At 42.5% G+C, this 21,750-nt stretch carries 20 protein-coding genes, 8 tRNA genes, 1 pseudogene and 1 riboswitch; of the genes and pseudogenes, 7 read left to right on the top strand and 22 right to left on the bottom strand.

Annotated features, from left to right (window positions below; all coding sequences use genetic code 11):
* Positions 1-35: 35 nt before the first annotated feature.
* The 5 genes from NMM17_RS07820 to NMM17_RS07800 all read right to left on the bottom strand — a co-directional run bounded on the left by NMM17_RS07820 (position 36) and on the right by NMM17_RS07800 (position 5,531).
* Positions 36-728, bottom strand: a complete 693-nt coding sequence (locus tag NMM17_RS07820) for a sugar transferase (protein WP_254754197.1) — start codon at positions 726-728, stop codon at positions 36-38.
* Positions 729-911: 183 nt separating this feature from the next.
* Positions 912-2,654 carry an ABC transporter ATP-binding protein gene (locus NMM17_RS07815; RefSeq protein WP_254754196.1) on the bottom strand — a complete coding sequence of 581 codons (1,743 nt, stop codon included), beginning with the start codon at positions 2,652-2,654 and terminating at the stop codon, positions 912-914.
* Positions 2,644-4,389 carry an ABC transporter ATP-binding protein gene (locus NMM17_RS07810; RefSeq protein ID WP_254754195.1) on the bottom strand — a complete coding sequence of 582 codons (1,746 nt, stop codon included), beginning with the start codon at positions 4,387-4,389 and terminating at the stop codon, positions 2,644-2,646. The genes NMM17_RS07815 and NMM17_RS07810 overlap by 11 nt, the downstream gene beginning before the upstream one ends.
* Before the next feature lie 54 nt (positions 4,390-4,443).
* On the bottom strand, positions 4,444-5,079 hold the full coding sequence (locus NMM17_RS07805) for a DUF421 domain-containing protein (RefSeq protein WP_254754194.1): 636 nt from the start codon (positions 5,077-5,079) through the stop codon (positions 4,444-4,446).
* Positions 5,076-5,531: a DUF3290 family protein gene (locus tag NMM17_RS07800; RefSeq protein ID WP_000675332.1), complete on the bottom strand. Its 456-nt coding sequence runs from the start codon at positions 5,529-5,531 to the stop codon at positions 5,076-5,078. The genes NMM17_RS07805 and NMM17_RS07800 overlap by 4 nt, the downstream gene beginning before the upstream one ends.
* 133 nt (positions 5,532-5,664) lie before the next feature.
* Here NMM17_RS07800 and NMM17_RS07795 point away from each other — a divergent pair, with 133 nt between their 5' ends.
* The 4 genes from NMM17_RS07795 to NMM17_RS07780 all read left to right on the top strand — a co-directional run bounded on the left by NMM17_RS07795 (position 5,665) and on the right by NMM17_RS07780 (position 9,189).
* The gene (locus NMM17_RS07795; protein ID WP_254754193.1) at positions 5,665-6,492 is read left to right on the top strand and encodes an exodeoxyribonuclease III; all 828 of its coding nucleotides are present in this window, start codon (positions 5,665-5,667) and stop codon (positions 6,490-6,492) included.
* Between the two features lie 11 nt (positions 6,493-6,503).
* The gene (locus tag NMM17_RS07790; protein WP_254754192.1) at positions 6,504-6,890 is read left to right on the top strand and encodes a VOC family protein; all 387 of its coding nucleotides are present in this window, start codon (positions 6,504-6,506) and stop codon (positions 6,888-6,890) included.
* A gap of 230 nt (positions 6,891-7,120) precedes the next feature.
* Positions 7,121-7,216, top strand: a riboswitch (purine riboswitch).
* Positions 7,217-7,345: 129 nt separating this feature from the next.
* Complete coding sequence (locus NMM17_RS07785) at positions 7,346-7,927, top strand: xanthine phosphoribosyltransferase (protein WP_138704692.1); 582 nt, start codon at positions 7,346-7,348, stop codon at positions 7,925-7,927.
* Positions 7,927-9,189, top strand: a complete 1,263-nt coding sequence (locus NMM17_RS07780) for a nucleobase:cation symporter-2 family protein (RefSeq protein WP_254754191.1) — start codon at positions 7,927-7,929, stop codon at positions 9,187-9,189. Before NMM17_RS07785 ends, NMM17_RS07780 begins: the two co-directional genes overlap by 1 nt.
* A gap of 32 nt (positions 9,190-9,221) precedes the next feature.
* On the opposite strand, the gene NMM17_RS07775 is transcribed toward NMM17_RS07780, so the two are convergent.
* The 3 genes from NMM17_RS07775 to NMM17_RS07765 all read right to left on the bottom strand — a co-directional run bounded on the left by NMM17_RS07775 (position 9,222) and on the right by NMM17_RS07765 (position 12,374).
* Entirely contained in the window at positions 9,222-9,626 is a 405-nt protein-coding gene (locus NMM17_RS07775; protein ID WP_254754190.1) for a PaaI family thioesterase, read from the bottom strand.
* A gap of 69 nt (positions 9,627-9,695) precedes the next feature.
* Positions 9,696-11,177 (bottom strand): UDP-glucose--hexose-1-phosphate uridylyltransferase, encoded by a 1,482-nt coding sequence (locus NMM17_RS07770; RefSeq protein WP_254754189.1) that lies wholly within the window; start codon positions 11,175-11,177, stop codon positions 9,696-9,698.
* Between the two features lie 18 nt (positions 11,178-11,195).
* Entirely contained in the window at positions 11,196-12,374 is a 1,179-nt protein-coding gene (locus NMM17_RS07765) for a galactokinase (RefSeq protein WP_254754188.1), read from the bottom strand.
* Between the two features lie 164 nt (positions 12,375-12,538).
* On the opposite strand from NMM17_RS07765, the gene galR reads away from it, so the two are divergent.
* On the top strand, positions 12,539-13,543 hold the full coding sequence (gene galR / locus NMM17_RS07760) for a DNA-binding transcriptional regulator GalR (RefSeq protein ID WP_254754187.1): 1,005 nt from the start codon (positions 12,539-12,541) through the stop codon (positions 13,541-13,543).
* A gap of 140 nt (positions 13,544-13,683) precedes the next feature.
* On the opposite strand, the gene NMM17_RS07755 is transcribed toward galR, so the two are convergent.
* Positions 13,684-14,574: a cation diffusion facilitator family transporter gene (locus NMM17_RS07755; RefSeq protein WP_254754186.1), complete on the bottom strand. Its 891-nt coding sequence runs from the start codon at positions 14,572-14,574 to the stop codon at positions 13,684-13,686.
* Between the two features lie 132 nt (positions 14,575-14,706).
* On the opposite strand from NMM17_RS07755, the gene NMM17_RS07750 reads away from it, so the two are divergent.
* The gene (locus NMM17_RS07750) at positions 14,707-15,243 is read left to right on the top strand and encodes a TetR/AcrR family transcriptional regulator (protein WP_004235331.1); all 537 of its coding nucleotides are present in this window, start codon (positions 14,707-14,709) and stop codon (positions 15,241-15,243) included.
* 137 nt (positions 15,244-15,380) lie between these two features.
* On the opposite strand, the gene NMM17_RS07745 is transcribed toward NMM17_RS07750, so the two are convergent.
* From NMM17_RS07745 to NMM17_RS07725, 5 genes and pseudogenes are all read right to left on the bottom strand, one after another.
* Positions 15,381-16,901, bottom strand: coding sequence for an ABC transporter permease/substrate-binding protein (locus NMM17_RS07745; protein ID WP_084927236.1), 1,521 nt, complete (start codon positions 16,899-16,901; stop codon positions 15,381-15,383).
* A complete protein-coding gene (locus tag NMM17_RS07740; protein ID WP_254754185.1) occupies positions 16,894-17,622 on the bottom strand; it encodes an ABC transporter ATP-binding protein in 729 nt (242 codons plus the stop codon). The genes NMM17_RS07745 and NMM17_RS07740 overlap by 8 nt, the downstream gene beginning before the upstream one ends.
* Before the next feature lie 14 nt (positions 17,623-17,636).
* Positions 17,637-17,828: pseudogene (locus NMM17_RS07735) on the bottom strand (polyketide cyclase); the annotation flags it as partial.
* Between the two features lie 34 nt (positions 17,829-17,862).
* Entirely contained in the window at positions 17,863-18,306 is a 444-nt protein-coding gene (locus NMM17_RS07730; protein ID WP_000655208.1) for a MarR family winged helix-turn-helix transcriptional regulator, read from the bottom strand.
* A gap of 144 nt (positions 18,307-18,450) precedes the next feature.
* Positions 18,451-19,644 (bottom strand): O-antigen ligase, encoded by a 1,194-nt coding sequence (locus tag NMM17_RS07725; protein ID WP_254754184.1) that lies wholly within the window; start codon positions 19,642-19,644, stop codon positions 18,451-18,453.
* Between the two features lie 270 nt (positions 19,645-19,914).
* On the opposite strand from NMM17_RS07725, the gene birA reads away from it, so the two are divergent.
* A complete protein-coding gene (birA, locus tag NMM17_RS07720; protein ID WP_254754183.1) occupies positions 19,915-20,850 on the top strand; it encodes a bifunctional biotin--[acetyl-CoA-carboxylase] ligase/biotin operon repressor BirA in 936 nt (311 codons plus the stop codon).
* A gap of 183 nt (positions 20,851-21,033) precedes the next feature.
* On the opposite strand, the gene NMM17_RS07715 is transcribed toward birA, so the two are convergent.
* From NMM17_RS07715 to NMM17_RS07680, 8 genes are all read right to left on the bottom strand, one after another.
* Positions 21,034-21,121: transfer RNA gene (locus tag NMM17_RS07715), tRNA-Ser, on the bottom strand.
* A 6-nt stretch (positions 21,122-21,127) separates the two neighbouring features.
* Positions 21,128-21,201: transfer RNA gene (locus tag NMM17_RS07710), tRNA-Ile, on the bottom strand.
* A gap of 33 nt (positions 21,202-21,234) precedes the next feature.
* Positions 21,235-21,305: transfer RNA gene (locus NMM17_RS07705), tRNA-Gly, on the bottom strand.
* A 19-nt stretch (positions 21,306-21,324) separates the two neighbouring features.
* Positions 21,325-21,397 (bottom strand) — tRNA-Phe (locus NMM17_RS07700).
* 3 nt (positions 21,398-21,400) lie between these two features.
* Positions 21,401-21,474, bottom strand: a tRNA-Met gene (locus NMM17_RS07695).
* 10 nt (positions 21,475-21,484) lie between these two features.
* Positions 21,485-21,574 (bottom strand) — tRNA-Ser (locus NMM17_RS07690).
* A gap of 12 nt (positions 21,575-21,586) precedes the next feature.
* Positions 21,587-21,660, bottom strand: a tRNA-Ile gene (locus NMM17_RS07685).
* A 13-nt stretch (positions 21,661-21,673) separates the two neighbouring features.
* Positions 21,674-21,747 (bottom strand) — tRNA-Met (locus tag NMM17_RS07680).
* Positions 21,748-21,750 lie beyond the last annotated feature (3 nt).

Here is a 21,750-nt window from a genome sequence, read left to right as displayed (position 1 = left end):
CTCCTTTTATCTGTACTCATTTTCTCATGACTACTTTATTTTATCACTTCAAACACGGTTTGAAACATGATTTTAATGTCTCCAAGGAAACTAAACTCTCGGAGATAGGCGAGGTTATAGCGCATCTTTTCAGGAAGGACGTGTTCGACATAGGCTTGGTCAACCGACAGACCTTTCTCCGTCATTTGACTGATGATAGTGTCCTCATCCTTGTAGTTGATGCTAGCTGGAGAGGTAATCCCTGCTGGCAAGAGCAAGGTCGCCATCATTTCAGGGCTATACTGCTCTGTGTAGCGTGGCACTTCAGGTCGTGTACCTACAAAGGACATTTCGCCTTTAAGAACATTGACCAGTTGAGGCAGTTCGTCCAAACGCACACGGCGGATAAAATTGCCAACCTTGGTAATGCGACTATCATTAGCAGAAGTCACCAAACTTCCTTTTTTGTCTGCATCCGTTACCATGGTACGGAACTTCCAAATCTTGAACCGACGGTTATACTGGGTCACGCGCTCTTGCTTGTAAATGACTGGCCCCTTGCTATCCAACTTGATCCAAATACTCAAGATGAGGAAGATTGGAGAGGTCAAAACCAGTACGACCAAGGCTAGAACCCAGTCCAAGCAACGCTTGAAAATTAGCGAACCCTTCCTTTTAGAGACAAGCTGGTAGTAAGACTCAACCTCGCTTGATTTCATTTCCACGGGCAAGTCTTCCCATTTCAGCATGCTGTTTCTCCTTTGTTTTTACTATACTATTTGTCAACATTTTTCATTATACCACAAAATGGAAAAGGCGGTGAAAGAAATCTGTAATTTGAAGGATTTCATTCTTACACTCAATGAAAATAAAAGTACAGCTTTTAGGTTGCAGATAAAGCTGACATAGCTTGAATAGACTTTCAAAGAGTATTAGGACATAGCACCCGCCTGCAAACTATACATCTTGTGATAGGTTCCTCCTAGAGCCAAGAGTTCCTCATGGGTTCCACTCTCGATAATTCGCCCCTTATCCAAAACGTATATACAGTTGGCATCCTGGATGGTAGAAAGGCGGTGAGCGATAGCAATGGTCGTCCGCCCCTGTCTCATCTTAGCCAGAGAAGCTTGAACCAGACTTTCTGTTTCAGAGTCAATATTAGCTGTCGCTTCATCCAAAATCAAGATTTTAGGCTGACTGGCGACTGTTCTAGCAAAGGCAAGAAGCTGACGCTGACCAGTAGAGAAGCTCGAACCACGCTCGGAAACAGGTGCATCATATCCCTGAGGAAGTTCTTGAATAAAGGAATCTGCATCCACGAAGCTAGCTGCGTCCTTTACCTGCTCATCACTGATTTCTTGGTACATGGCGATATTGGACTTGATGGTTCCATGATAGAGGAAGGGATCCTGCAAGACCAGACCGATGTTTTTTCTCAACTCTTCCTGACTGTAGTTCCTGATATCCACATCATCCAATAGAACTCGCCCTGACTGAAATTCATAAAAACGCATGAGGACATTGATAATCGAAGATTTCCCTGAACCTGTATGCCCCACAAAAGCAATGGTTTCACCCTTGTTAACAGAAAAAGAAATGTCATCCAGAATCGGATGTTTTCCATCATAAGAGAAACATACATGTTCAAAACGGATATTGCCTTCTTTGATCTCGGCCTGTCCATTTTCTTGAAGAGGCTCATAGGTCCTCTCGTCAATCAAGGCAAATACACGACCTGCAGACACCATGGAAGTTTGAAGGGTCGAAAAATTTTGCGTCACTTCAATCAGGGGATCAAAGAGACGATTGATATACTGGATAAAGGCATACATGGTCCCTGCTGTTATTCCCAAATAAAATCCACGGTAGCCAAAATAGGCCATTAAAACTGCATATCCTAGGAGTTTCAACAAACTCATGGCAGGGCGCAAAAAGAGGGCATCCAAGGCTACAGAACGGTTGGCGTAGATCAAGTGTTCTTGGTTGATTTCATCAAATTCTGCCTGCAGGCGCTTCTCTTGATTAAAGGCCTGGATAATCCTGATTCCTTCGATATTTTCAGCCAGCTTGCTATTGATATCTGACAAGAGACTTCTGGTTTTCTCAATGATTTTCACTGATTTTTTCCGATAGAGATTGACCAAAATGAAAATCAAGGGGAGAAAGAGCAAGACTAATGCTGTCAAACGAAAATCCAATACCAACATGGTATAAAGAGTTGTCAGAAAGATAAAAACTGCTGAAATAAAGCTAGATAAAATCCCCGAAAACATATCACTGATAGTCTCGGTGTCATTTGTCAAACGCGAGACGATAGAGCCTGATGGCGTCTTGTCAAAGTAAGACATGCCCAGCTTCTCCATATTGGCAAAGGCATCGCGACGAATATCCCTAACAATACTGTAAGACACGCGCGCAAAGAGAAGATTGCCGACATACTGGACCAGAGTTTGTAGGATATAAAGGCCATAGTAGGCCAGCAAAACGGTCACAGCGAGTTGGTTGAGATTGCTGAGATACTGGTCGATAAAGTGGGAGGCCACAAGGGGAATGACACTTTTAATGACCGTAGTCGCTAGTAGAAAGCTTAGTGCCAAAAAGGTCAGGAGTCCATAGGGCTTGAGATAGGACATCAAGCGCTTCAATACAGCCCATTGTTCTTGTTTATTCTGCATCTTCTTCTCCTTTCATTTCCAACTGCTGAGACTGATAGGTTTGGGCATACCAGCCATCCAAGGCTAGCAGGTCATCGTGTGTACCCCGTTCGATAATTTGACCATTTTGCAGAACCAAGATCAGATCTGCATGGACAACCGCACTGAGGCGATGCGCTGTGATAATGGTTGTCTTGTCCTGACGTGTTTCCTTGAGATTGTCGATAATTGCATACTCTGTCTTGGCATCCACGGCCGATAAGGAATCATCTAAAATCAAAATATCTGGGTCTAAAATCATAGCTCGACTCATAGCCAGACGTTGCTTTTGACCACCAGAAAGACTGACACCCTTTTCACCAATCAGCGTATTAAATCCTTGGGGCATAGCTACAATATCTTGGTAAACTTGGGCTAGCTTAGTCGCTTCCTCAACCGCTGAAAGGGGCAAGTTCGGATTTCCAAAGCGGATATTGTCTAAGATAGAGGTCGCAAAGAGAAACTGGTCCTGAGGAACATAGCCCATAAGACTACGAAGGTCTGTCAGACGATAATCCCTTATATCGTGACCATTTAGATAAATGGCTCCCTTGTCCACATCGTATTCACGCAAGAGGAGCTTGATCAAGGACGTTTTCCCAGAGCCTGTCTGTCCGACCAAACCCAATGTTTGCCCTTTTTCCAAACTAAAGTGAATATCCGTCAATGTTTCATCATCTTCAAAGGCAAAGCTGTCAATGGCGTACTCCAAGCATCCATTTTCAATACCATCTAATGGAAACTCTGGGTCTTGTACAGGTGATTCCTGAGACAAAAGTTCCTCAATCCGTTGGTAAGAAACCTTCCCTCGCTGGGTAATATTAAAGAGGAAACCGATGGCCATAAGAGGCCAGACCAACATATCCAAGTAGCTGATGAAGGTAACTAGATTACCAACCGTAATCTGCCCCTCCTGAACCATCAAGGAGCCTACCAAAAGCGTTAAAACATAGGATGAACCAACAAACAAGAGAACCATAGGGTCAAAGAGACTATCGTATTTCATGGTTTGGAGGTTCTTTTGGAAGGTCAATTCATTGACTGCCTGAAAGGACTCCAACTCGTCCGCCTGATAACCGAAAGACTTGGTCACTTTGATACCTGATACGGACTCCTGCACCTTGTTATTGAGTTCAGAAAAGGCAGCCTGTGATTCACCAAAGGCCTTGTGAGTCTTTCTTCCCAAACGACTGGTCGCATAAGCCATGAAAGGTAAGGGTAAAATGGCAACTAGGGTCATTTGCCATGAGATGCTAAAAAGCATGGTTAGCAAGGTCACTAAAGCTGTGATTGAAGCATCCACCGCAGACATGACTCCTCCACCCGCCAGACGAGTTAAGGCATTGATATCGTTGGTGGCATGCGCCATCAGGTCCCCTGTCCGATAGGTCTGATAAAAGGCTGGAGACATTTTTGTGAAATGCTCAAACAAGCGAGAACGCATAATCTGCCCCAAACGGTAGGAAGTCCCGAGGATATACATGCGCCAAACATAGCGCAGATAATACATCCCAAAGGCAGCAAGAAGCAAATAAAATAGGTCAAGAAGGAGGTCCTGCTGGGTTAATTGCCCCGATGTGATAGCATCAATGACCCGCCCCATAACCATGGGGGGAATGAGGTTGAGGACGGAAACCAAGACCAGGGCCACAATCCCGACTAGATAACGGCGTTTTTCTAACTTGAAAAACCACCAAAGTTTTTGAATAATGGACATAAAATCCCTTTCTGATTGCAAATTGAAACCTGAGGCCAAGACCCCAGGTTTTTCTTATTCATAGGTTACGACTGAGACGACACCCTTGTCATACTCAGCGATAAAGATATTGGCTACATTGTCATGCCCTTGTTTGCTGAGGTTATCAAGCAACCACTCTTCGCTACGACCAATCGATTCCAAAACATCTACTTGGATCACACCGTCAGTCACAACTGGATACTTAGGATTTTCATCTCCCATTTGGACCACGATGAGTTGGCCATTTTGCTCCTGCACAGCTCGTTTAACTTGCTTCATCTGGAAAATCCCTTGGCTACGAAGTTTGAGAGCAACATCTGCCGCAGACAAACCAACTGAACGACAGGCTTCTGGGTCAATCTGCCCATTTTTGATGAGCAGAGTCGGTTTACCATCAATCAAGCGTTTGACAAAACGAACATTGTTATTGAGCCATTTGAGGGTCAAGACCAAAATCGTCCACATCATCAAAATCACTGCATACTGGAGAATACTGATTGAACTATTGTAAATTACCCCACCGATGATACCACCGAGAACATAGTTTTGAATTTGGTCTGTCGCAGAGTTAGGTGCTAGGTTTCCTTTTCCTGTCACATTGATCACGAAAACCAGCGAGAATAGACCCAAGGCCAGTTTGATTAAAATTTCCATATAGTTGAGTGTCATTTGTTTACCTCCACCAATTCAATAGCGTCTGTTTGATTCAATTCTAATTTCTCTAAAAGATACTTGTCTGGTTGGCTCCCGTTCATGGCGCGGTAGAAATTTGGACCTACCTTGACAAGCGCTCCATCAGTGGCAGCTGAAGTATTAACGTAAACTTCTGATTTATCCACCCCCAAGTCTTTGGAAACAACCTCTATAAAATGAAGTGAAGTTTGAAATTGATTGTTAGAGGCTTGATTGGTCTGGTATTTTGAAATTGTCACCAAAAGCATGGCTACCAAGGTCAAGGCCAAAATCATGACCAATTCCCGAAACTTAGTCCCCTTTTTATCTCGATAAGCCTTAAAAGCAAAAAATCCTGTGATAGCTAGGAGCACAATCCCAAAGCCAATCATGATGCCATTTTGCTGACTGATTTGGCTAAGTACATAGTCATATGAGTAAAATTTCATTTATTTTCACTCCCTTTCATAAAATCATTCTTCATTATAAACGAAAGAGAGTGATTTTTCAAGCCATACGTTGGGGAAATAGACCTTTTTTTGGTATAATAAAATCTATAATCTGAATGAAAAAGGTAACTTTATGAAACTTATCTCATGGAATATTGATTCCCTTAACGCAGCCCTAACTAGTGACTCAGCTCGTGCCAAATTGTCCCAAGAAGTCCTACAAACCCTTGTGGCAGAAAATGCTGATATTATCGCTATCCAAGAAACCAAGCTTTCTGCCAAGGGTCCTACAAAGAAACATTTGGAAATTTTAGAAGAACTCTTCCCAGGCTACGAAAACACGTGGCGCTCTTCCCAAGAGCCTGCCCGTAAAGGCTATGCTGGAACCATGTTCCTTTATAAGAAAGAACTCACACCCACTGTCACTTTCCCAGAAATCGGTGCTCCTTCTACCATGGACTTGGAAGGTCGCATCATCACCTTGGAATTTGATGAATTTTTCGTGACCCAAGTTTACACACCAAATGCTGGTGATGGACTCAAACGCTTGGAAGAACGCCAAATCTGGGATGTCAAATATGCTGAGTACTTGGCTCAACTAGACAAAGAAAAACCAGTCCTTGCGACCGGTGACTACAACGTAGCCCACAATGAAATTGACCTTGCAAATCCTGCCAGCAACCGCCGTTCACCAGGGTTTACAGACGAGGAACGTGCTGGCTTTACCAACCTCTTGGCAACTGGATTTACAGACACCTTCCGTCATATTCACGGCGATGTCCCTGAACGTTACACTTGGTGGGCACAACGCAGCAAGACTTCTAAAATCAACAATACAGGCTGGAGAATCGACTACTGGCTCACAAGTAACCGCGTGGCTGACAAGGTGACCAAGTCTGATATGATTGACTCCGGTGCGCGCCAAGACCACACACCCATTGTCATGGAGATTGAACTCTAAGGAGAAAACGAATGGACTATCAGCCTGTCATTCCCGAATTTGTGGTATCTGACCTCGAACAGTCGCGCCACTTCTACTGCGATTTACTAGGTTTTACCATCGAATACGAGCGCCCCGAGGAGAAATTTCTCTTCCTCTCACTTGAAGACTGCCAGCTCATGTTAGAAGAAGGCAACGCAGAAGAATTAGCTCAGCTGACCTATCCTTTCGGGCGCGGTGTCAATATTTCCTTTGGCATTGCAGATGTTCCTCAGCTCCACCAAAAACTGCTGGAAGCTGACTACCCTATCCATCGTCCCCTGACAAAAAGAGAATTTCGAGTAGGAGATAGCTTTATATATCCCCATGAATTTGCAGTTTTGGATCCAGATGGCTATTTTTTAAGATTTAGCGAGTAGAATAATAAAGATTGGGAAAAGTCTTTAAAGTTAGAAAAAAGCATATTGTCAGGTGTTTAAAAACCTAATAATATGCCCTTTTATGATGGAAAAACCTTCTAAATGTTAGCCAATGATGGATTTTTGTCCATTTTCTTACATTTGTTCGTTTTTTATATCTAAATACTGACAAAATATTTGATTTTTAAAGTTTTTTGGTGTAAAATAAGAACATTGGCTCAAACCTATTTAAAATTGAATATCGCTTTACTTGTTTATGTCGTGAATTGGCACGACGTTTCTACAAGGTGCCGGAACACCTAACAATAAGTAAGTCAGAAGTGAGGTATGGTCGTTTTTGCCATGCCTATTTTGGGGACTTACTTAGAGATTAAGTAGGTCCTTTTTCTATCCGTTTTACTGGGTAGAAATCTGAAACAAGCAAATGGATTAGCTTTTAGACTTTAGGAGGTCTTATGAAATTATTAGAAGAGCGCATCCTCAAGGATGGGCATATCTTGGGTGATAACATCCTCAAGGTGGATTCCTTTTTAACCCACCAAGTTGACTTTAGCTTGATGCGAGAGATTGGTAAGGTTTTTGCGGAAAAATTTGCTTCTGCTGGTATTACCAAAGTCGTGACCATTGAAGCGTCGGGTATTGCCCCAGCCCTTTTTACAGCTGAAGCCTTAAACGTTCCCATGATTTTCGCTAAAAAAGCTAAAAACATCACTATGAACGAAGGTATCTTAACTGCCGAAGTTTACTCCTTTACCAAGCAAGTGACCAGCACCGTTTCTATCGCTGGAAAATTCCTCTCACCAGAGGACAAGGTATTGATTATCGACGATTTCCTTGCTAATGGCCAAGCTGCCAAAGGCTTGATTCAAATCATCGAACAGGCCGGAGCCACAGTCGAAGCTATCGGTATCGTGATTGAAAAATCTTTCCAAGATGGCCGTGATTTGCTTGAAAAAGCAGGCTACCCTGTTCTATCACTTGCTCGCTTGGATCGTTTTGAAAATGGTCAGGTCGTATTTAAGGAGGCAGATCTCTAATGCAAACTCAAGAAAAACACTCACAAGCAGCCGTTCTCGGCTTGCAGCACTTACTAGCCATGTACTCTGGATCCATCCTGGTTCCCATCATGATTGCGACAGCCCTTGGCTATTCAACTGAGCAGTTGACCTACCTGATTTCCACAGATATCTTCATGTGTGGGGTGGCAACCTTCCTCCAACTCCAACTCAACAAATACTTTGGTATTGGACTCCCAGTCGTTCTCGGAGTTGCCTTCCAATCAGTCGCTCCCCTGATTTTGATTGGACAAAGTCATGGTAGTGGGGCTATGTTTGGTGCCCTTATCGCATCAGGGATTTACGTGGTTCTTGTTTCAGGCATCTTCTCAAAAGTAGCCAATCTCTTCCCATCTATCGTAACAGGATCTGTTATTACTACGATTGGTTTAACCTTGATTCCTGTCGCTATTGGAAATATGGGAAATAATGTTCCAGAGCCAACTAGTCAAAGTCTCTTGCTTGCAGCTATCACTGTTCTGATTATCCTCTTGATTAACATCTTTACCAAAGGATTTATCAAGTCTATCTCTATTTTGATTGGTCTGGTTGTTGGAACTGCTATTGCGGCTAGCATGGGCTTAGTTGACTTCTCTCCTGTCGCGGCAGCACCGCTTGTCCATGTCCCAACTCCACTCTACTTTGGAATGCCAACCTTTGAAATCTCATCTATTGTCATGATGTGTATCATCGCAACGGTGTCTATGGTTGAGTCAACCGGTGTTTACCTAGCCTTGTCTGATATCACAAAGGATCCAATCGACAGCACGCGCCTGCGCAACGGTTACCGTGCAGAAGGTTTGGCCGTACTTCTCGGAGGAATCTTTAACACCTTCCCTTACACAGGATTTTCACAAAACGTTGGTTTGGTTAAACTATCAGGTATCAAGACGCGCCTGCCAATCTACTACGCAGCTGGTTTCCTGGTTCTCCTTGGACTCCTTCCTAAGTTTGGCGCCCTTGCCCAAATCATTCCAAGTCCTGTCCTCGGTGGTGCCATGCTGGTGATGTTTGGTTTTGTATCCATCCAAGGGATGCAAATCCTCGCCCGTGTTGACTTTGCTAACAATGAACATAACTTCCTTATCTCAGCAGTCTCCATCGCTGCAGGTGTCGGACTCAACAACAGTAATCTCTTTGTCAGCATGCCGACAGCCTTCCAGATGTTCTTCTCAAACGGAATCGTCGTAGCCAGCCTCCTTGCCATTGTCCTCAATGCAGTATTAAATCATAAAAAGAAATAAGAAAAAGAGGTGCGAGCCTCTTTTTTAGTTATCTATATTCGTATCTGTCTTTCTTCTGACCGTTGGCCTGTGACAAACATGGTAAAGGTTGCCTTGCAGACATTTCTGCCTTCTTGATTGGTGATATCAACATCCACCACACAGGTTGTGCGACCTTGATGGACACATTCTCCTTTAATAGTCAGCACATCGTCGAGTTTTCCTGCTTTGAGGTAGTTGATAGAGGATTGGAGCGTCACTCCATCTAGTCCTAGCGAAATGACTACCAAACCACTAATCTGGTCGCAAAGGGTAAAGAGATAGCCACCATGGGCATTGCCATAGTAGTTGAGCGACGAATCCACTACTTTTGTCGTCACCACAACGTGACCATCTCTCATTTGTTCAATTTCGTAATTTTCAAAGGCAGATATAGCGTCAAAATGAAAATCTTTCATCGTTTCCTCCTGATATTTCAAACGACACTATGATACTACTTTTTATAGGACTGTGCAAGGAGAAAGCTCCTAGTCTGGCAAAATTCCAACCTGCTCCACAAAGCGCATAAAGGCTGCCTGTCCTTGTTCCGTCTGCTTGTAGACTCCTGCATCCTCAAGTACACGCACAAAGATAGCACCAACAGAGTCCTTGACAATTTCAAGGGCTTTTTCTTTATCTGTTAGGTCTGGATATTGGGCTCTAAGTTGGTCTGCCCATTCCTGATGATAGTCGGCAACTGTCTCCTCTTCTCCCACGAGGTAGCTGGCAACTTGCTCCACTTCTGCCTTCAAACGAGGTGGCAAAATAGCCAAGCCCATGACCTCAATCAAGCCGATATTTTCCTTCTTGATATGTTGGACATCCTTGTGGGGATGATAGATGCCATCAGGATGCTCTGACGATGTCTGATTGTCTCGCAAGACCAAGTCCAACTCAAACTGGCCATCACGCTTACGTGCAATTGGGGTGATGGTATGATGCGGTGTCCCGTCTGTCTCTGCCAAAATCTGCACTACAGGATCTGAATACTGGCGCCATTCTTGCAAAATCTTATCAGCCAAGTTAACCAAAGCCTCTTTAGAATCCGAAGTCAAACGTAGGACAGACATGGGCCACTTGACAATCCCAGCCTTGACCTGCTCAAAACCAGTAAAAGAGAAAGTCTTTTGCAAAGGAGCCAATTCCATAGGAAATACGTGACGGCCTCCCTGATAGTGGTCATGAGTCAGAATAGAGCCACCCACAATCGGCAGATCGGCATTAGAGCCTGCAAAATATCCTGGAAACTGCTCTACGATAGCCAACAGACGTTCAAAGCTCTGACGACTAATGGCCATGGGACGATGCTGACCATCTAAGAAAATACAGTGCTCATTAAAGTAGGCATAAGGCGAATACTGGAAGCCCCACTCCTGACCCGCCATTTCAAAGCGGATAATACGGTGATTGCTGCGAGCTGGGTGGTTGACCCGACCATGGTAGCCCTCATTCTCTAGACACAGCTGACACTGAGGATAATTGCTGGCTTGCACCAACTTGGCTGCTGCAATCTCTTTGGGATCTTTTTCAGGCTTAGAGAGATTGATGGTAATTTCAAGCTCCCCGTAGTCAGATGGAACACGATAAGCGATATTTTTAGCAATGGCCTTGAGCTTGATGTAGTCATTTTTCTGACTGAGTTGGTAAAAATCCTCTATCGCCTGCTCAGGAGAGTGGGCATAGGTTGCCCAGAAATCACGATTGACCTGACTGGGACAAGGGGTCACCAAGTCCATCAGTTCAGCACCAAGGATTTCACGCGCAGTCTGACTATCCTCAATCGTCTCTAATCGAACGGCTTCCTCAACCAGCTGGTCCTTGAGGTCAATCACTTTATCCAGATTTGTCTCAACTTCCAAAACACCATCTCCCACTCGTGCCAAGACACGATTGGTCAGGTAGATTCGATCCATTTCCTCAAATGAACTTTCAGAAATGACATATGTTACAAATTTATCTACTAAGGTCACTATAGAGCCTCCTTTTGACTAGTCAAGGACGCGAGTGCCACCTGCAACTTCAGCGATATAGAAGCTTGGAGCGTATCCAACTACTTCCTCGTAGTGTTTGCCTACAGCTTCCTTAAAGGCATCAACAGCATCTTTTTGCACCAAGGCAATGGCACATCCGCCAAAACCAGCCCCTGTCATACGTGCACCGAGAACTCCTTCTTGTGCCCAAGCTGTATGAACAAGAGTATCCAATTCCAAACCAGTTACTTCATAGTCATGCTCTAGGGAAACGTGAGAAGCATTCATCAAGCGACCAAATGTTTCCAAATCACCTGCTTGAAGGGCTACTTGAGCTTTGAGGGTACGTTGGTTTTCAAGCACAGCATGGCGAGCACGTTTCAAACGATTTTCATCTTTAATCAGATAGCTATATTGGTCAAAGGCCCACTCATCCAATTCACCCAAGGTCTGAATATCTAAGGCTGCTTGCAATTCTTCTACTGCTTTTTCACACTCAGCACGGCGTTCATTGTATTTAGAGTCCGCCAATTCACGGCGTTTGTTGGTGTTCATGATAACAACGACATTGTCCTTCAAATCAAGTGGCACCAAGTCGTATTCTAGAGTATTAGTATCTAGGTAAATAGCACGTTGGTCAGCCCCCATACCGATAGCAAACTGATCCATGATACCAGAATTTACGCCGATAAAGTTGTTTTCTGTTTGTTTACCGATTTTAACCAAATCGAGACGCTCTAATTTTAAATCAAAGAGATGCTCTGCCACGACTCCTGTCAAGAGTTCCAATGATGCTGAAGAAGACAAACCAGCACCATTTGGGATATTCCCATAAACATAAAAATCAAAACCTTTGTCAATCACATGGCCAGCTTCTTGCAAGAAATGAAGAACTCCTTTTGGATAATTGGTCCAATTGTGCTCTTTTTCAAACTTGAGGTCAGCGAGAGGCACTTCGATAATGCCCTTGTCCTCAAAATTAGCTGAGTAGAAACGCAAGACTTGGTCGTCACGCTTGCGAGCCGCCCCATAAGTTCCCAAGGAAATAGCTGCTGGGAAAACATGTCCACCGTTGTAGTCCGTGTGTTCACCAATCAAATTGATACGACCTGGTGAAAAGAAGGTTTGGTCTGCTTCTTGACCAAAAACAGCAAGAAAGTCTTTACGAAGTGCTTCAGCAGTAAGATGTTGTGTCATATGATTTCTCCTTTTACTGTCCGTTAAGTCGTCTTAACGTGTAATCGTTTTCTTCTATTGTATCCAAGGGATTTTCCAAGGTCAATCCTTTTTACTAAAATTTTACTAAACTATCGGTAAAAGGTAGAAAAATATGATATACTAACTTAAAAGAAGGAGGATTTATGGCTACCTTAAAAGACATTGCACAGCTAGCCTCTGTCTCTATCGCGACCGTATCCCGCGTTCTCAACCGCGACCAGAGCCTATCTGTTACAGAAGAAACCAGACACCGTATTTTAACCGTTGCTGAAGAGCTGGGTTACACCAAGCACCTCAAGACAGGAGAGTCCCACAAACCCAAGCAAAAGATTGCCATTATCCAATGGGTCAGTGAACAAGGAGAGCTAGACGACCTCTACTACTACCAGATTCGCCTAGGAATAGAAAAAAGAGCCCAAGAGTTGGACTATGATATCTTGCGCTATTTCAATGACCATCCTTTTACCCTAAGCGAGGAAGTGATTGGGATTCTCTGCATCGGAAAGTTTAGCCGAGCACAGATTACTGCCTTTGAAGAATACCAAAAGCCTCTTGTCTTTCTAGACAGCGATACACTTTCACTAGGACATACTTGTATTATCACGGATTTTTACACTGCCATGAAACAAGTTGTCGATTATTTCCTCAGCCAAGGAATGGACAGTATCGGGATTCTAACAGGGCTTGAGGAAACAACTGACCAAGAAGAAATCATTCAGGATAAGCGTCTAGAAAACTTCAGAAACTACAGTCAAACAAAAGGAATCTATCATGATGAACTGGTCTTTCAAGGAAGCTTTACTGCCCAGTCTGGTTATGACTTGATGAAGGAAGCCATTCAGAGCTTGGGAGACCAACTCCCGCCAGCTTTTTTTGCTGCCAGTGATAGTTTAGCCATCGGTGCTCTCCGTGCCCTCCAAGAAGCTGGAATCAGCCTGCCAGACCGCGTCAGCCTCATTTCTTTTAATGACACTAGCTTGACCAAGCAGGTTTATCCTCCTCTCTCTAGCATCACCGTTTATACCGAGGAAATGGGCCGAGCAGGTATGGATATTCTTAATAAGGAAGTACTCCACGGTCGCAAAATCCCTAGCCTGACCATGCTGGGAACCAGACTGACATTGAGAGAGAGTACAAGGAATGATTAAGATATTAGAATCTAGGCAAAAACTAAATTTCAAGATAAAATGAAGTAAATGTCCCCACAATAAAACGCATAGTATCAAGTTTTTTTAATGCCTGACACTATGCGCTTTTCACTTTTAAAGACTTTTCCCCAGCCTCTTTTCTAGTGTTGATGCCCATGGGATTGCCCTAAGGCTGTTACCTTTCGCTTATGTTGCGCATGATTGCTTTGACTGGTGTCCACTTCGATAGTAATATTCTGCACACCTCTTTCTTCTAAGAGCTGACGTACTTGATTCTTTGTTTCCGTCATCTCCTCCCAATCCTCTAAACAGATATGGATAATAGCATTATTTTCTAGACCATCCATGGACCAAATGCTAAGTTGATTGACACTTTTGACATTGGTCAGAGCCTCCAAATCCTTCTCCAAATCACCTGTCTCTAGTCCTTCTGGCACAGCATCCAGGAAAATCTTGAGTGCGCTCCAAAATCGAGGAATAGCTTTTGTTAGAATGAAGATGGAAATGACAAGCGATAAGAGCGGATCAAGGATATACCAATCTGTAAATCGGAGGATAATCGCCATTAGAATGACAGCCAACCAACCTAGAGTATCTTCCAAAAAGTGCAGGCTCAGAATTGACTCGTTCTTTGTCTTTCCCTTACGAACTACTAGACTAGCTAGCACATTGATACTGACTGCAATGATTCCTAGCCAGAGGACGCCTTCGTCATTAACGGGCTGTGGATTCAAAAGTTTAGTTATATTTTCCAAGATCACTAGAATGGATCCTGTGATAAGAATCACAGCAGTCACTAGGGCCCCTAAAAGACTAAATCGCTTGTAACCCAAGGTGTATTGCCTATCTTCTTCTCTATTTGAGATTGTTTCTAAAAAGGCCGATATGCCGATTGCTATAGCATCTCCCAAGTCATGGATAGAATCAGCAAGAACTGCACTCGAACCAAAGATTCCTCCTGCGATAAACTCAACAATCGCATAGCTTAAATTTAAGAAAAAAGCTAACCAGATAGATGTTTTAGAACTCATTTCTCTCCCTCCTTTGGTATAATGGGTATATACATACTTCTTTCATTTGTATTATCTAATAAAATTCAAAGAAAGGATAGAAGCAAACTGTCAGCCATGTTCAGTTCTGAACAGTTTGTCTCAAGTGTCTACATGCCAAAAAGAGACCGTCGAGTCAGCAAGACGAAAAAAGCCATCTATCAAGCTTTTTTACAACTTTTGAACGACAAAGGCTATGATGCCACTACTGTTCAGGATATCATTGACCTAGCAGATGTTGGGCGTTCTACTTTTTACTGTCACTATGAAAGCAAGGAACTCCTTTTAGATGAGCTCTGTCGCTACCTCTTTCATCATCTCTTTGAAAGGGAAGGACACTTTACTACCGAGGACTACCTCGCACATATCTTTTTACATTTTCAGAAAAACCAGGACCATGTTACCAGTCTGCTATTTTCCAAAAATGACTACTTCCTCCGTCAACTCCATAAAGAGCTAGAACACCATGTCTATCCCATGTTGGCTGATGAGTTAAAAGAAGCCCACACTAATCTGCCTACTTCTTACCTCCAACACTTGGTCGTGTCCAACTTTATCGAGACATTGACCTGGTGGCTCAAAAAAGGACAAGACTTTACATACCAGGAAGTTGTCCAGTTTTATCTAGACCTTCTCATTCCTAAAAATTGAATACAGAGTAGAGCTCAGTTGCCTTATTTCTAGGCTACTGAGTTTTTATCTTTTCAACAATCAAAAAAGCCCAGACAACATTGTCTGAGCAGTTTTCTATATGGTCGTTTAACAAAGTTGAGTTTGACATTTTCAAACTATTTCTTCAACAAACCTTGTTCTTGTAGAAACTCTTTGGCTACTTGTTCTGCTGACTTGCCTTCAACACCGACTTGATAGTTAAGCTGGCTCATCTGGCTTTCAGTAATTTTACCAGCCAATTTATTGAGAACTGTTTCCAACTCTGGATGTTTCTTGAGAAGAGCTTCTTTCATCAGTGGAGCTCCTTGATAAGGTGGGAAGAGTTGCTTGTCATCTTCCAAGACCTGCAAATCATAACGCGCCAATTCCGCATCAGTCGAATAGGCGTCCGTGATTTGAATATCACCTGACTGAATAGCCTGATAGCGAAGGGCTGGTTCCATCGTAGCTACATTGAGATTGAGACCATACATTGATTGTAAGCCCTTATTGCCATCTTCACGGTCATTAAATTCGAGAGTAAAGCCAGCTTTCAACTGTCCTTCTACTTTTTTCAAGTCCGAAATGGTCTTCAAGCCATATTCTTGAGCAATCTTTTTCGGAACAGCCACAGCGTAGGTATTTTGATAAGACATAGGTTTGAGATAGGCTAGACGATCCTGTTTGGCAATACCATCACGCGCTACCTGATAAACCTGCTCTGGCTCATGACTCACTTTAGGTGATGGCTGAAGCAAGCTTTCAGTCACCGTACCTGTAAATTCAGGATAAATATCAATATCACCTTTTTTCAGAGCTTCATAGAGAAAGCTTGTTTTCCCAAAATTTGGTTTAACAGTCGCAGTCATGCTGGTATTTTCTTCAATAAGGAGTTTATACATATTGGCCAAAATTTCTGGTTCCGGTCCCAATTTTCCAGCAATAACCAAATTTTCCTTCTCTTTTTGAGCCAAGAGGGCTGGACTATAAGACAAACCAAGCAATATTGTCACCAAGGCAAAACCAGAAAAAATCGTCCGTAATTTTGCCTTTTCCATCACTTTTAGTAGGAAGTTAAAGGCAATGGCAAGCACTGCAGAAGAAAGGGCCCCAATCAAAATCAGACTGGCATTATTACGGTCAATTCCCAAAAGGATAAAGGAACCCAGTCCCCCTGCACCAATCAAGGCAGCCAAGGTTGCCGTACCGATAATCAAGACGGCCGCTGTGCGAATCCCAGACATCATAACAGGCATAGCAAGTGGAATTTCAAACTTCTTGAGACGCTCCCACCTGGTCATCCCAAAGGCAATCCCAGCCTCTTGTAGACTTGGATCAATTCCCTTGAGTCCAGTGATGGTATTTTGTAAAATCGGAAAGATCGCATAAATCACTAACGCTGTCAAAGCCGGCAAGGTTCCAATTCCCATCAAGGGGATAAAGAGTCCCAACAAGGCCAGAGACGGGATGGTCTGGAAAATCCCTGCAATCTGTAAGACCCAATCCGCCAACTTCTCATGATAGCGAAGATAAACAGCCAAAGGAATCGCGATAAAAATAGCTAGTAACAGGGTCAAAAGTGACAACTGCAAATGTTGAGATAGAGCTGTCAACCAATCACTAAAACGATCCTGAAAAGTTGCAATTAAATTAGTCATGAACACTACCTCCAAACAATTCTGCTACAAAGTCTGTTGCAGGCGCTTTTAAAATCGTCTCAGGATTCGCCACCTGACGAATCTCTCCATCCTGCAAGACAGCAATACGGTCCGCCAATTTCAAAGCTTCATCCGTATCATGGGTCACAAAAATCGTTGTCATCCCAAACTCTTTATGCAATTCCTTAGTCAAAACCTGCAACTGTTTCCTCGAAATTGCATCCAAGGCTGAAAAAGGCTCATCCATGAGGAGAATCTTAGGCTGACCAATCATAGCACGAACAATACCGACCCGTTGCTGTTCTCCACCAGATAATTCACTAGGCAAACGATGCCCATACTCGGCTCCTGGTAAACCAACCTTAGCCAAAAGCTCTTCAGTTTTCTGAGCAATTTCTTCCTTAGTCCATCCCTTCATCTCAGGAATCAGGGCAATATTTTCCGCGACCGTTAGATTAGGAAATAGAGCAATAGCCTGTAAAACATAACCAGTAGAAAGACGAAGTTCACGCTCATCATAATCTTTGATGCGCTTGCCATCCATATAAATATTTCCATCAGTTGGTTCCAAGAGGCGATTGACCATCTTAATCATGGTTGTCTTACCTGAGCCAGATGGACCAACTAAAACCATAAACTCCCCATTCTCAATCCGTAAATTTACATCTCTTAAGACATCTTTTTCTGTGTAGCGTAGCGCCACATTTTTGTATTCAATCATTCTGTATCCTCAATTTAAAACTTCCCTCTATTGGTCAAGTCTTCTACCTTAGGCATGACTTCCTTATTATCCCAATGTTCCACAATTTTCCCGTTTTCTAGACGGAAGATATCGTACTGGGCATAGGCAACTCCATCAATCTGAGTCTGACCATAGCTAACCACATAGTTCCCTTGTCCTAAGAGTTGGAAAACAAAGTCGAAAGTGGCCTTTACTTATAAACAGCTAATTTGCTCTATTTTAAACCTCATTTTCCTTCTCTTTCAGATTTGCCAAAATCCTTTCTTGAAAGGCTTCAAACTGACGAATTTCTTCCTCTGAAAATCCTTTGTAAAAGATCGTATCCAATTTCTGACTGATACGATGCCCCACTTCTTTCTGTGACTGCCCCAACTCTGTTAAAACTAAATACTTCTTACGCTTATCTTCTCCACATGGACTAATAGCTACAAGATTTTGTTCCTCTAGTTTTTTAATCATCGTCGTCAGTGTATTGTTAGCAAGCCCAGTTTCCAGAGCAATATCTGTCGCAGTTGCGCAGCCGGTTTCACTATTCCATAAAACCGCTAAAATCTTGCCCTGCTCACTCCGATAAAGAGCTTCAGGGTCTTGGCTCAGTAACTTTTGAAAAATCCGCCCATTCAACAAACGAATATGATGGGCTAGCAAATGACTATCCTTCATAACACCTCCAATTTATTTCGATATCGAAAAGAATAAAACAATTGTAACACTCATCGTTCTAACTGTCAACTATTTCGATTTGGAAATAATTTTTCCCAGTAAAAAAATCTCCTACCCAAGATAGAAGATTTTAATCTTATAAACTTAATCCGTCATGTCCGATACCAAAGTTCGATGCTCCAACGGAATACTGCACATAACTAGTAAGAAAATGAAACCTGACTGAATCCAGAAGAGGGCCAAGTCAAAAATTCCATGTACAGCAACCACTGTAAGGAAAGACAGATAAAGACCGATAATCGGACGTTTCCCCGACTCCTGACTCATATCCATCATCAATCGAACAGGAGCAACAGAAGACAAAACTAATAAAATAGTCCCCACAATTCCGTAACTCAGAATCGTATCGATATATAGACTGTGAGCATGTTCATGATAAGGAGCATTTATCCGAGGATAAGAGTGCATATAGGTCAATGGCCCTTCACCCCAGAAAGGATTTTGCTTAAATAAGGCCATCCCAGCATCCCAGATAGAAATGCGTTCTTCCATAGAAGAGTCTAAAGTCCCCATCCGAACTCCCAAATCACTGGAAAAGAGGAAACTCAAGCCAATCGCAAAGACCCCAATACTAAGCCAAAAGGCCTTCCAGTTTTTAATGGTCGTAAAGAGATAAATAATGGCTCCAGCGATAATAGCAGGAAAGGCAGTTCGATTTTGCGTAAAGTTCAAACCAAAGAGATTCACAAAGCCTGCAATCACACAAAATACTTTCAACCAATTCAACTTGGTCGTTGTAAACAGATAGAAAGCAATCATGATACAGAAACAACAAATAATTCCATAATAATTAGGATTAAAGAAGGTCACTTCTGCACGATTCTGATGCCAAACCTGCATATTGGGTGAAAGAAAAGCATAGTTAAATTTCTTCACAATTTGGAAATGTTCTAAACTCGCAAAAGCAGCTGACAAGACGCTACCAAACAAGACGAGCTGCAAAATCAAGCGAAAGAATTTATGTGATAAAATCGACTGATAGTGCAAAAAGAAAATAGTAAAAAGAAAAATTCCTACCGAAGCCACAACTCCCATCCAATTTTGTGCAAAAACGGATATAACAGTACTATAGCCAAGAAAAAGAAGCAGCATCGGATGCTCCCCCATTTTCTGAAGAATATTTTTCATGTCTCCTGTAAAAATCAAACTGATAATATATAAACAGAATACAACTACAAAAAGATAAAAGGGTAAAAAGATACTCAGGATAATTCCCAATAAAATCAGCTCTTTACTAGACAACCCTTTCAGCTTTTCAATAAAGCCTATTGATTTCAAAATGAATCCTTTCTCTCCAAATCAACTGATTCAGATAATAGTAAGCTACCCTTTATTGTACCACTTTTTTAGCAATTTGAAAACAAAGGAAACGTTTACTAGGTAAAAAAGGGAGCAAAAATACTGATATTTCAAAACTCAAACTTAATGACTACATTTACTATAAGAAAATCATACCGTAAAGACTAGGTATATGTTAAAATAGTAGTAATTAAGCAACTAGCCAAACTAGATTCAAATCACATACTACTCCTAAAGAAAGGAAACACTATGAAATCCTACCAAGCTGTCTACCAGATTCTAGCTAAAGAAACCGACTATATCAGCGGAGAAAAAATCGCAGAAGAACTATCTCTAAGCCGAACGTCAATTTGGAAAGCCATCAAGCGTCTAGAACAAGAAGGCATTGAAATTGATAGTATCAAAAACAAAGGCTATAAACTGGTGAATGGAGACCTTATTCTTCCAGAACTTCTAGAAGAAAACCTTCCAATTAAAGTCAGTTTTAAACACGAAACAAGATCAACACAACTCGATGCAAAAGAAGCAATTGATTTAGGAAATAAAGCAAACACCCTCTATCTAGCTTCCTATCAAACAGCAGGGCGAGGCCGTTTTCAACGTTCTTTCTACTCACCCCAAGGTGGCATTTATATGACACTCCATCTTAAACCAAATCTTCCCTATGAGCAATTACCATCCTACACACTACTTGTAGCAGGAGCTATCTACAAAGCCATTAAGAACCTAACATTAATAGATGTCGACATAAAATGGGTCAATGATATCTACCTAAACAATCATAAAATTGGAGGAATCCTTACTGAAGCAATGACCTCTGTAGAAACTGGCTTAGTCACAGATATCAATATTGGAGTAGGAATCAACTTTACTATTAAAGACTTTCCTCAAGAATTAAAAGAAAAAGCTGCTAGTTTATTCAAAGCTCCAGCACCTATTACCAGAAATGAATTAATTATCGAAATCTGGCGTGCTTTCTTCGAAACACCAGCAGAAGAGCTATTATACCTATACAAAAAACAGTCCTTCGTTCTAGGAAAAGAAGTGACTTTCACACTAGATCAAAAAGACTACAAGGGGCTTGCTAAAGATATCTCAGAAAATGGCAAACTTTTAGTTCAATGTGATAACGGAAAAGAAATCTGGCTCAATAGCGGAGAAATTTCACTCAAGAGTTGGAAGTAATAATAAACTAGCACAACCATAAAATCGACAATATATAAAGATTTTAGCTTTTCTGCAGCCCACTACAGTTGACAAAGAGCGCAAAAAACTTCAGATAAGTAATCCAATTAAGTTTTACAAATCTGAAGTTTTTATTCTCTATTCTTAAAAAAACAAAAAAAGAGTTATAAACTCTCAATAAAACGGAGAATAAGGGATTCGAACCCTTGCGCCAGTTACCCGACCTAACGATTTAGCAAACCGTCCTCTTCAGCCTCTTGAGTAATTCTCCTATTAATGGGCACGAGTGGACTCGAACCACCGACCTCACGCTTATCAGGCGTGCGCTCTAACCACCTGAGCTACGCGCCCAAGTTAAAAACTTGGTAATTGAACAAAGTTCAAAGCGGGTGACGAGAATCGAACTCGCGACAACAGCTTGGAAGGCTGTAGTTTTACCACTAAACTACACCCGCATACATACTATTAATAAAATGGCGCGAGACGGAATCGAACCGCCGACACATGGAGCTTCAATCCATTGCTCTACCAACTGAGCTACCGAGCCTTATTGCGGGAGCAGGATTTGAACCTACGACCTTCGGGTTATGAGCCCGACGAGCTACCGAGCTGCTCCATCCCGCGTTAATACAAAAGGAGGATGTGGGATTCGAACCCACGCACGCTTTTACACGCCTGACGGTTTTCAAGACCGTTCCCTTCAGCCGGACTTGGGTAATCCTCCATACTATTCAAATGGACCTTGTAGGACTTGAACCTACGACCACTCGGTTATGAGCCGAGAGCTCTAACCAGCTGAGCTAAAGGTCCAACAAGATCATTATAGCGGCGAAGGGGATCGAACCCCCGACCTCCCGGGTATGAACCGGACGCTCTAGCCAGCTGAGCTACACCGCCATG

Source organism: Streptococcus sp. CF7_Ac1-12 (assembly GCF_024295905.1).
Classification (GTDB): Bacteria; Bacillota; Bacilli; order Lactobacillales; family Streptococcaceae; genus Streptococcus; species Streptococcus mitis_AP.
The sequence above is the reverse complement of the archived record's forward strand: the minus strand, read 5'-3'. Positions and strand labels throughout refer to the sequence as shown.